At 38.3% G+C, this 8,129-nt stretch carries 8 protein-coding genes; 3 read left to right on the forward strand and 5 right to left on the reverse strand.

The window, feature by feature from the left end; all coding sequences use genetic code 11:
- Position 1: 1 nt before the first annotated feature.
- Together AAEY62_RS04135 and AAEY62_RS04140 are read right to left on the reverse strand one after the other, a co-directional pair.
- Positions 2–889 (reverse strand): LysR family transcriptional regulator, encoded by an 888-nt coding sequence (locus AAEY62_RS04135; RefSeq protein WP_350634624.1) that lies wholly within the window; start codon positions 887–889, stop codon positions 2–4.
- Positions 890–978: 89 nt separating this feature from the next.
- Positions 979–4,083, reverse strand: a complete 3,105-nt coding sequence (locus AAEY62_RS04140) for a bifunctional diguanylate cyclase/phosphodiesterase (RefSeq protein ID WP_350634625.1) — start codon at positions 4,081–4,083, stop codon at positions 979–981.
- Positions 4,084–4,284: 201 nt separating this feature from the next.
- Here AAEY62_RS04140 and AAEY62_RS04145 point away from each other — a divergent pair, with 201 nt between their 5' ends.
- Positions 4,285–5,127, forward strand: a complete 843-nt coding sequence (locus AAEY62_RS04145; protein WP_350634626.1) for a pirin family protein — start codon at positions 4,285–4,287, stop codon at positions 5,125–5,127.
- A gap of 21 nt (positions 5,128–5,148) precedes the next feature.
- Positions 5,149–6,123, forward strand: a complete 975-nt coding sequence (locus tag AAEY62_RS04150; RefSeq protein WP_197236763.1) for a glutathione S-transferase family protein — start codon at positions 5,149–5,151, stop codon at positions 6,121–6,123.
- Between the two features lie 3 nt (positions 6,124–6,126).
- Here the strand turns inward: AAEY62_RS04150 and AAEY62_RS04155 are convergent, their stop codons facing one another.
- Genes AAEY62_RS04155 through AAEY62_RS04165 form a run of 3 tightly spaced genes read right to left on the reverse strand, consistent with a single transcriptional unit; the run spans position 6,127 to position 7,171 of the window.
- Positions 6,127–6,369, reverse strand: a complete 243-nt coding sequence (locus tag AAEY62_RS04155; RefSeq protein WP_024590207.1) for a hypothetical protein — start codon at positions 6,367–6,369, stop codon at positions 6,127–6,129.
- A gap of 10 nt (positions 6,370–6,379) precedes the next feature.
- On the reverse strand, positions 6,380–6,826 hold the full coding sequence (locus AAEY62_RS04160; protein WP_024590208.1) for a threonine/serine exporter family protein: 447 nt from the start codon (positions 6,824–6,826) through the stop codon (positions 6,380–6,382).
- A 6-nt stretch (positions 6,827–6,832) separates the two neighbouring features.
- Entirely contained in the window at positions 6,833–7,171 is a 339-nt protein-coding gene (locus AAEY62_RS04165; protein WP_010554292.1) for a hypothetical protein, read from the reverse strand.
- A 497-nt stretch (positions 7,172–7,668) separates the two neighbouring features.
- On the opposite strand from AAEY62_RS04165, the gene mraZ reads away from it, so the two are divergent.
- Positions 7,669–8,127: a division/cell wall cluster transcriptional repressor MraZ gene (gene mraZ / locus AAEY62_RS04170; RefSeq protein WP_197187820.1), complete on the forward strand. Its 459-nt coding sequence runs from the start codon at positions 7,669–7,671 to the stop codon at positions 8,125–8,127.
- The last annotated feature ends 2 nt before the right edge of the window (positions 8,128–8,129 follow it).

Below are 8,129 nucleotides of genomic sequence, written 5' to 3' on the forward strand. Positions count from 1 at the left end.
ATTAATTAGTTAAATTAGTAAGTGCAGTAATTTGCTCTTTAAATTCTTGTGCTGCAGGACCAAGCCTGTCGTTGTCGTTGCACATTAAATATAAATTAAGAGTGCGGGTTGTACCTTGATCTAAATTAAGTGCAATGAGGGTTTGATCTTCAATTAAGTGTGCAATTTGTGTTTTTGGCAGCCAAGCGTAACCTAAATTTTGACTAACCATATCAATAGAGTTGCGTAAATGGCTTACTGTCCAGCGCATATCTGCACCTAACCAGCCATCATTGTGACTGGTGTGGGTTGCTGAATCGCGAACTACTATTTGCCGGTGTAGCTTTAAATCGCGAAAGTTGAGTTGTTCAGTTTGTTGGTGTAATACATGGTCTTTATGCGCAACGGCTATAAACTCTATATCGCATAACGTACTGCAACTAATTCCATAGATAGGAATTGATGAAATGGCTAAATCAACCACTGAGTTATGTAGTAATTCGTTTGCACCGGTTAGCACGCTTTCTACTAAATCAATTTTTAAAAGAGGGTAAAGCTCACTCGTTTTAGCAAGTGCTTGATATAAAATAGCGTGTGGAAAAACTTCATCAACAGCTATTTTTAATGTGCTTTCGACGCCTTCGCTTAGTGTACTTGCTACCGATTCTATTTTAGTCGCTTCTTCAATTAAAAACTCGGCTCTGCGTAAAATCAGCTTACCGCTATCGGTTAAAAATGCTTTACGGCCTTTTACTTCAAGCAACTTAATTTGCAAGGCGGCTTCAAGTTTTTGCACCGCATGGTGTACGGTTGACTGACTTTTATGTACAGCTGCGCTTGCGCCTGCAAACCCGCCATGATCCACAACCGCTTTAAACATTCGCCATTGCTCTAATGTTGCTTTTGCCATTTTTAAATCCTGTTACTACTTTATATCTGATTGCTTAACTTGACCGCGCAGACGCATTATTTATTGCGTAACAGTGATTTTTTGTCTATTTATTTTAACAAAGCTACTTTTTTATCAGCTAGAAGTGCCATAAAACTGCTTTTATTTAAAGGTCTTGAAAATAAATAACCTTGACCGTAATCACATCCTGCTTCAAGCAGTAGCTGCATTTGTAATTTAGTTTCAATTCCTTCGGCGATTACTTTTAAGCCCAACTGATGCGCCATAACAATGATGGCTTCACACAATGCAAGTTCTTGGCTGCCTATTTGAATATTATCAACAAAACGTTTATCTATTTTTAAATAGTCGGTGTCCATTTCTTGTAAGTAAGCGAGCGACGAATACCCGGTACCAAAATCATCAAGAGCAAGCTGCATTCCTGATTTTACTATTTCTTTTAGGCGTCTTTGCGTAAGTGCTTCAGGATTAACCATTAAGCCTTCAGTTATTTCTGCGACAATTGACGAAGCAGGTAGTTTTGCTGCTTTTAGCATATCGTACCATTCATCTATGCCACTCTCTGGCGTGGATAATTGCACTGGCGATACGTTTACACTTATTTGAAAAGTATCATCGGTTAGTGTTTTTATATCGTTAAGTGTTTGCAAAGCTTGGGCAAATACAAATTGACCAATTGCATTTATTTGCCTGGTTTCTTCAGCAAGTGGGATAAATGCGATAGGGCTAATTAGGCCTTTTTCGGGATGTTGCCAACGAATAAGCGCTTCAGCTTTATGAATATGTAAATCATTTAAAGCAACTATGGGCTGATAAAATAACTCAAACTGTTCAAGTTCTATGGCACTTCGTAAGTCTTTTAATAGCACCATGCGCGCGTGTGCATATTCGCGCATGTCAGCAGAGAAAAACTCAAAACAGTTACGACCATTACTTTTTGCTTTATACATAGCCTGATCGGCTGCCTTTAAAAGCTGTTCAGTATTTTCACCATCATTAGGAGCGCAAGCAATGCCTATGCTTGCACTAATAAATAACTCTTCGTTTTCAAGATGCAAAGCTGACGATAGACTAAGTAAAATATTACTCGCAATTTGATTAATATGGCGCGTACTTTTAATGTGACTAAATACAATAACAAACTCATCTCCCCCAATTCGTGCCACAAACTCAGCGTTTTTTGCCGACTGGACTATACGCTGAGATACGAGTTTTAATAAGTTATCGCCATAGTGATGGCCTAATGTGTCATTAATATCTTTAAAGTGATCAATATCTAAAAGCATGACAACCAATTGATTATCTGGAGTAACAACATTTGAAAATCGTTGATTTAATCGCTCCTTTAACTCTAAACGATTTGGTAAGTCAGTTAGGTGATCAAAATGAGCTTGTCGCCAAATGGTTTCATCAGCTTGTTTTTTTTCTGTGAGGTCTGTGAATATCGCGATACGACGAATAGGTGCGTTGTTTGTATCATAAATAGTATCGATTGTGAGCCACTCAGAGTAAAGCTGCCCGTTCTTTTTACGGTTAATAACCTCGCCTTGCCAGCGGCCTGTTTGCTGTAATTCAGACCACATTTTATTGTAAAAATTCTTATCATGTTTTCCTGATGAAAGAATTGAAGAGGACCGGCCAATAACTTCTTCTTTACTATATAAAGTCGTTTTACAAAACGCAGGATTTACATCAAATATAATGCCCGTTGGATCGGTGATTGCCATGCCTTCACTACTGTTGTTATACACTAGTGAGGCAAGGTGGAGTGCTTCTTCATTTACTTTTCGTTGTGTTATATCTCGTAGCACAACAACGTATTCATTTTTACTTTGCATTGCGCTAATACGTGCTTCAAAGCTGCGTTTAGGATCTGATTTTTCGAGTGTGAATTCTAAATTGCTCGAAACATCAAGTTTAGATAACTGCGATAACAAAAGCTGAACATTGCTGTGTGAAAGAATTGATGATAAATGAGGTACTACAGTGCTGTTAGGATTTACTTGAGGCTTAAACTGTCCTGTTATGTTGAGAATATCGCCATGGATGTTAATTCTAACGTAACTATCGGGCAGAGTATTAAGCAAGCTAGTAAGCTCATCATGCTTGTTTTTTAAATTAGCTTCAGCTGTTAACCGAGTTTGCGCCATTGATTTAAAACGCTGATAGAGAGTATTTAGCTCTGGATTATTGGGTTGTATTTTTTGTGACGGCATTTCGCCCTTAGCCAATACGTTTGTTGCATTTGTTAGATTATTAATTGGGTCAATAATGCTGGTTTTAAGTAGTTTACGTGCAATTAAAGACAGTATCAGCAGCGATAAAATAAACACACCAATCGCTATAAAAAAATTATTATTTATTTGCTTTAAAGCATGTGTGACAGGAAGTGCGATATGTATATTTAAGCTGTTATTACTTGGATCGCTGTAAATAACAGAGTGATGAAGCATTCGGGCTTCACCTTCAATGGATTTTACTTTTGTTGATGCCTCATTATCAATCGAAGAATCAGTTGCTAATAAAGTCTGTGCAATATTATCGCCAAGCGCGGCCGTTGTAGGTGGATAACGCGCTAAAATTTTTCCGTTAGAATCAGCAATTGCAGCAATAGAACCTGGCGGAAGTTCAATGTCATTAAAAGCATTGTTCCACCAGTCAAGCGCAACAACGATAACTACAACGCCCTGAATTACATTTTTTTTATTAATAATAGGTAACGCAAAATTAAGGGTGTTTTTTTGCAGACTTCGGTCGTGCTGAAAATAACCTACCGACAATTGGTTACTTTTTAAGGCGTTTTGGAAATACGCCCGATCGGCAATATTAATTGTTTTGGCTAACCCGCTTGTTGTACATATAACAATGCCATTTGGATCTATAATCCCGATATTGGCAACATGTGCGTAAATAGATCTAAATTGATTAAAATAATTAGGGCAGGTCGTTGCTAAATTTTCTTTCTTACTTTCCTCTTTAGCCAAATAACGCGCTAAACGGTCAATATCATCGACTAAGTGCTTTTGCTGTAAAATTAATTGCTTAGCAATATTTTCTACTTTTTTTTCGCTTTGCTCAATAGAGTGATCGCGTTCAAGCAGCAGTGTAAAAATAATTACAGCGGTGCCCGGAATACTTAGCAATATAAGTAAACGATAAAGCTGATGTTTGAGAGAATAAGTAAAAATAACCATTCCTTAGTTTTGTATTTTGCAATAACAATTGTAGCCAAATTCACTCCAAATAACCATAGTAATTATAAGGTTGAAAATGTAACCAATGAATCATTATGGTTCTATTTTTTGGAATGTTAAGGTCGATTTAAAGACATAGTTGTTTTGTTTAATGAATGATTTAATAGCCTCATAAACTTATTCTTTAGAGTGAATTAAAAAATGAAAATATCAAAAATACTTACAGCTTATGCAACTCAAGATGGCGACGGCGTAAGCATTAGCCGCATACCAGGGTTTGATGGTAAATATTTAGATCCCTTTTTAATGATTGATGAACTTAAGTCAGACGACAAAAAAGATTATATGGGAGGCTTTCCTGAGCATCCGCACCGAGGTATTGAAACGTTTACTTATATTCTAAAAGGTGGCTTTGAACATCGTGACCAAATGGGTAACAGAGAAGCAATTAAAGCAGGTGATGTGCAATGGATGAGTACAGGGCGCGGCGTCATGCACAGTGAAATGCCACTCGCGGATGCTGTAGATGGACTGCATGGCTTTCAAATTTGGATCAACATGCCAAGCGCAGAAAAAATGCGTGATTCACGTTATCAAGATACTACTAAAAACCCAGCTCCGAGTTTTACAAATACGCAAGGTGTGACGTTAAAAGCACTTGCGGGATCGTGGCAGTTCGAAAGTGAAACGCTTACAAGCGCTCTGCAAAGTTTAGCTGCTAATGCGGCGCTCGCTGATATTACATTACCCGCTGGTAAAAGCATGAATTTAGAACCTATTAGCCAACAAAAAGTAATGCTTTATATTCATAGCGGCTCACTAATAATGAGCGACAATCAAACAATACCAGCGGGCAAGTTACTTATTTTAGAACCAGGTAGTGATATTAATATTAGCTCTGAACAAGGCGCTGGTGTATTGGTTTTAGCCGGCGATCCACTCAATCAACCGATTGCTCATATGGGGCCGTTTGTAATGACGACTCAAGCTGAAGTACAGCAAGCAGTGCGTGATTATCAAAACGGCGAGTTTGGCAAAATTTAACGGTATTTTTAGGAGAGTTTTATGGGATTATTAGTTAACGGTCAATGGCAAGATAAATGGTACGACACCGATTCAAGTAACGGTAAGTTTGAGCGCGAGGCGGCGCAGTTACGTCACTGGGTAACTGTTGATGGTAGCGCTGGAATAACGGGCGAGGCCGGTTTTAAAGCACAAGCGAACAGGTATCATTTATATGTATCACTTGCGTGTCCTTGGGCGCATCGAACGCTTATATTTAGAGCGTTAAAAGGGTTACAAGATTTAATTACGGTGTCGGTTGTTAGCCCTGATATGCTTGATAGTGGTTGGGCTTTTGATACGCAAAACCACAGTACTGGTGATGCTTTATTTAATAGTAACTACTTACATCAAGTGTATACAAAAAATAATCCTAAGTATTCCGGGCGAGTCACCGTACCTGTATTGTGGGATAAAAAGTTAAATAAAATTGTCAGTAATGAGTCTGCCGATATTATACGTATGTTCAATAGTGCATTTAATGAATTAACAGGTAATAAAGATGATTACTATCCTGAGACGCTGCAACCAAAAATTGATGAATTAAACGCGTTGATTTATCCAAGTATAAATAATGGTGTTTATCGTACGGGGTTCGCAACAACTCAGGATGCGTATGAAGAGGCATTTAATGATGTATTTAAAGCACTCGATACAGTAGAGGGGATACTGAGCAAGCAGCGGTATTTAACAGGGGATAACCTCACAGAGGCAGATTGGCGATTATTCACCACTCTCATTCGGTTTGATAGTGTGTACGTTGGTCACTTTAAATGTAATTTACGCACAATTGAAAGCTATCCTGCTTTGAGCGGATACCTTAGAGAGTTATATCAGGTTAAGGGAGTAGCAGAGACAGTTGATTTTTACCACATTAAACGTCATTACTATTTTAGCCATACAATGATCAATCCAACACAAGTTGTGCCAAGTGGCCCAAGTGTTGGTTACTTATCTGATCACGGTAGAAATGTTTAACGTTTAAGCAAACAACCTAACAAGCCAGCCGTATTTTCTTACCAAGCTGGTTTCGCCTTTTCCTGCTTGTACAGCTGCACCGGCTAAAAAGGCACTTGTTAGTCCCACTTTAGTTGCGGCAAAACGCTTTAGTCTATATTGAAACGCTGCATGATGTTGGCGTTTTAACTCACTGCGCGTATCCGTTTGCTTACTCAGAGCATCAACGTTTTCATTAGGTGCTTTAATTAAGTAGTTAACTAACATAGTAATTTCCTTATAAGTTAAACAGTTGTTTTAAGCTTTTAAGTGTTTTACTAAAGCCAATTTTATTGCTTAGGTAAACCGTATTTTTCCAAAGCCATGCTAAACAAGCAACTTGCAGCAAAGTAGCTGTTGCAATACTTAGCCATACTGACCCAAAAAGATCATATACACCGTATCCAACAGCACCTAGAAATCCTGCCCACAACAAAACCAAACCACTGGCAAAACAGCCTAAGAATATAGTGATCAATGCAAGCGATCTAAGCGATAACCGCCATTCAGCTTTAGCAAGCTGATGGGTGATCTTTCCTTGAGTTTGGTAATCATCCTTGAGCTGCTTAGAGTACTCTAAAAGCTTTGCAATATGATCTTGCCAATCGTCCTTTTGGCTCTGCTGCTCAGTTGTTTGGTTTTGCGCTTCACCATCCTTGGCTGCGCTTGTTTGTGGGTTATTCATCACTGATTACTTACGACGAAATAGTGATGTAATCAGCATACCCGCAGCAAAAGCAATACCCGCGGTTGCTAATGGATTTTCAGAAGCAAATGCACGGGTTTTAGCTGTACATTCACTTAACTTTTCGCGTGCAATAAGCTGTTTTTCGCTTAGTGCTTCTGCTGAACTCGAAGCGCCTTTACGAACACTGCTTTCAGCTGTTGCTGCTTTGCTAGAAAGTGCATCTACAGCATCGTGCGCCGCTGATGTTGCTTTCTCTGTAAGAGGTGATTCAGTATTTGTTAGTTTAACGTCAGGCTTAACATCTGAAGTTGTGTTTGGTTTCGTATTTGTTGCAGTAGCCATAATCAATCCTTAATAAGTTAAAAAATTTAAATAGTGATTTAGATGATGCAATGATTAAACCAAACTTGTTATTTGTTTTAACCTATTGATTTTATTGGTTTTTGTTGTTTATATATAACTTTTCATATTTGGTAATTTAAAGCAAACAGTAACTATTACTACACGGTTAGGTAAATTTTACAAAGGGAGTGAAAATGCTTAAAAAGTTGTAAATATTCATTGGTTATTCAGTAAGCAAAGCGTGTAAACAGAAAGTTATAAAAAACAGAATAGATATTTTTTTCATCACAATCCCACTTTTTCCCACGTAATTCAAACGCTTCGCTTGAGCCCTTATTTTTTCTAGCTTTGGGACTTACTAAAGCTGGTCAGCTTACTTGACAAAATGGCTTGTCAAGCCCTAAACTGGAGCACTGTGGTAAAAAGTGGTTTTTAGTGGATCACACTGGATAAAAATAAACAAAAGTTGAATAAAACAATTTTAAAGTAGGTTTTTTATGTTTCGTGGCGCGAGTTCACTGAGTTTGGATGATAAGGGGCGTTTTGCGGTACCGACTAAGTACCGAGAATCTCTATTGTCTGAAGATCAGGGAACGGTTATTTGTACCGTCGCATTAAATGAGCCGTGTTTATGGTTGTATCCGCTGGCTGAGTGGCTCGAAATAGAAAGCCGTTTATCTAAAATCTCCAATATGAACCCACGAGCCCGTCGAATGCAGCGTATGTTGCTCGGGAATGCTACTGAATATCAACTTGATAAAAATGGTCGAATTTTGCTTGCGCCGTCACTGAGGGCTCATGCATCACTTGGCAAAAAAATCATGCTAGTTGGTTTGATGAATAAATTTGAAATTTGGGATGAGGCGCGTTGGCACGAGCAAATGCAGCAAGATACTGAGCTTGAAAGGCTTGGCGATTTTGAACCTAACCAAGATTTAGATAATTTTACACTCTAACA

Source organism: Pseudoalteromonas sp. GW168-MNA-CIBAN-0100 (genome assembly GCF_040309225.1).
Classification (GTDB): domain Bacteria; phylum Pseudomonadota; class Gammaproteobacteria; order Enterobacterales; family Alteromonadaceae; genus Pseudoalteromonas; species Pseudoalteromonas arctica.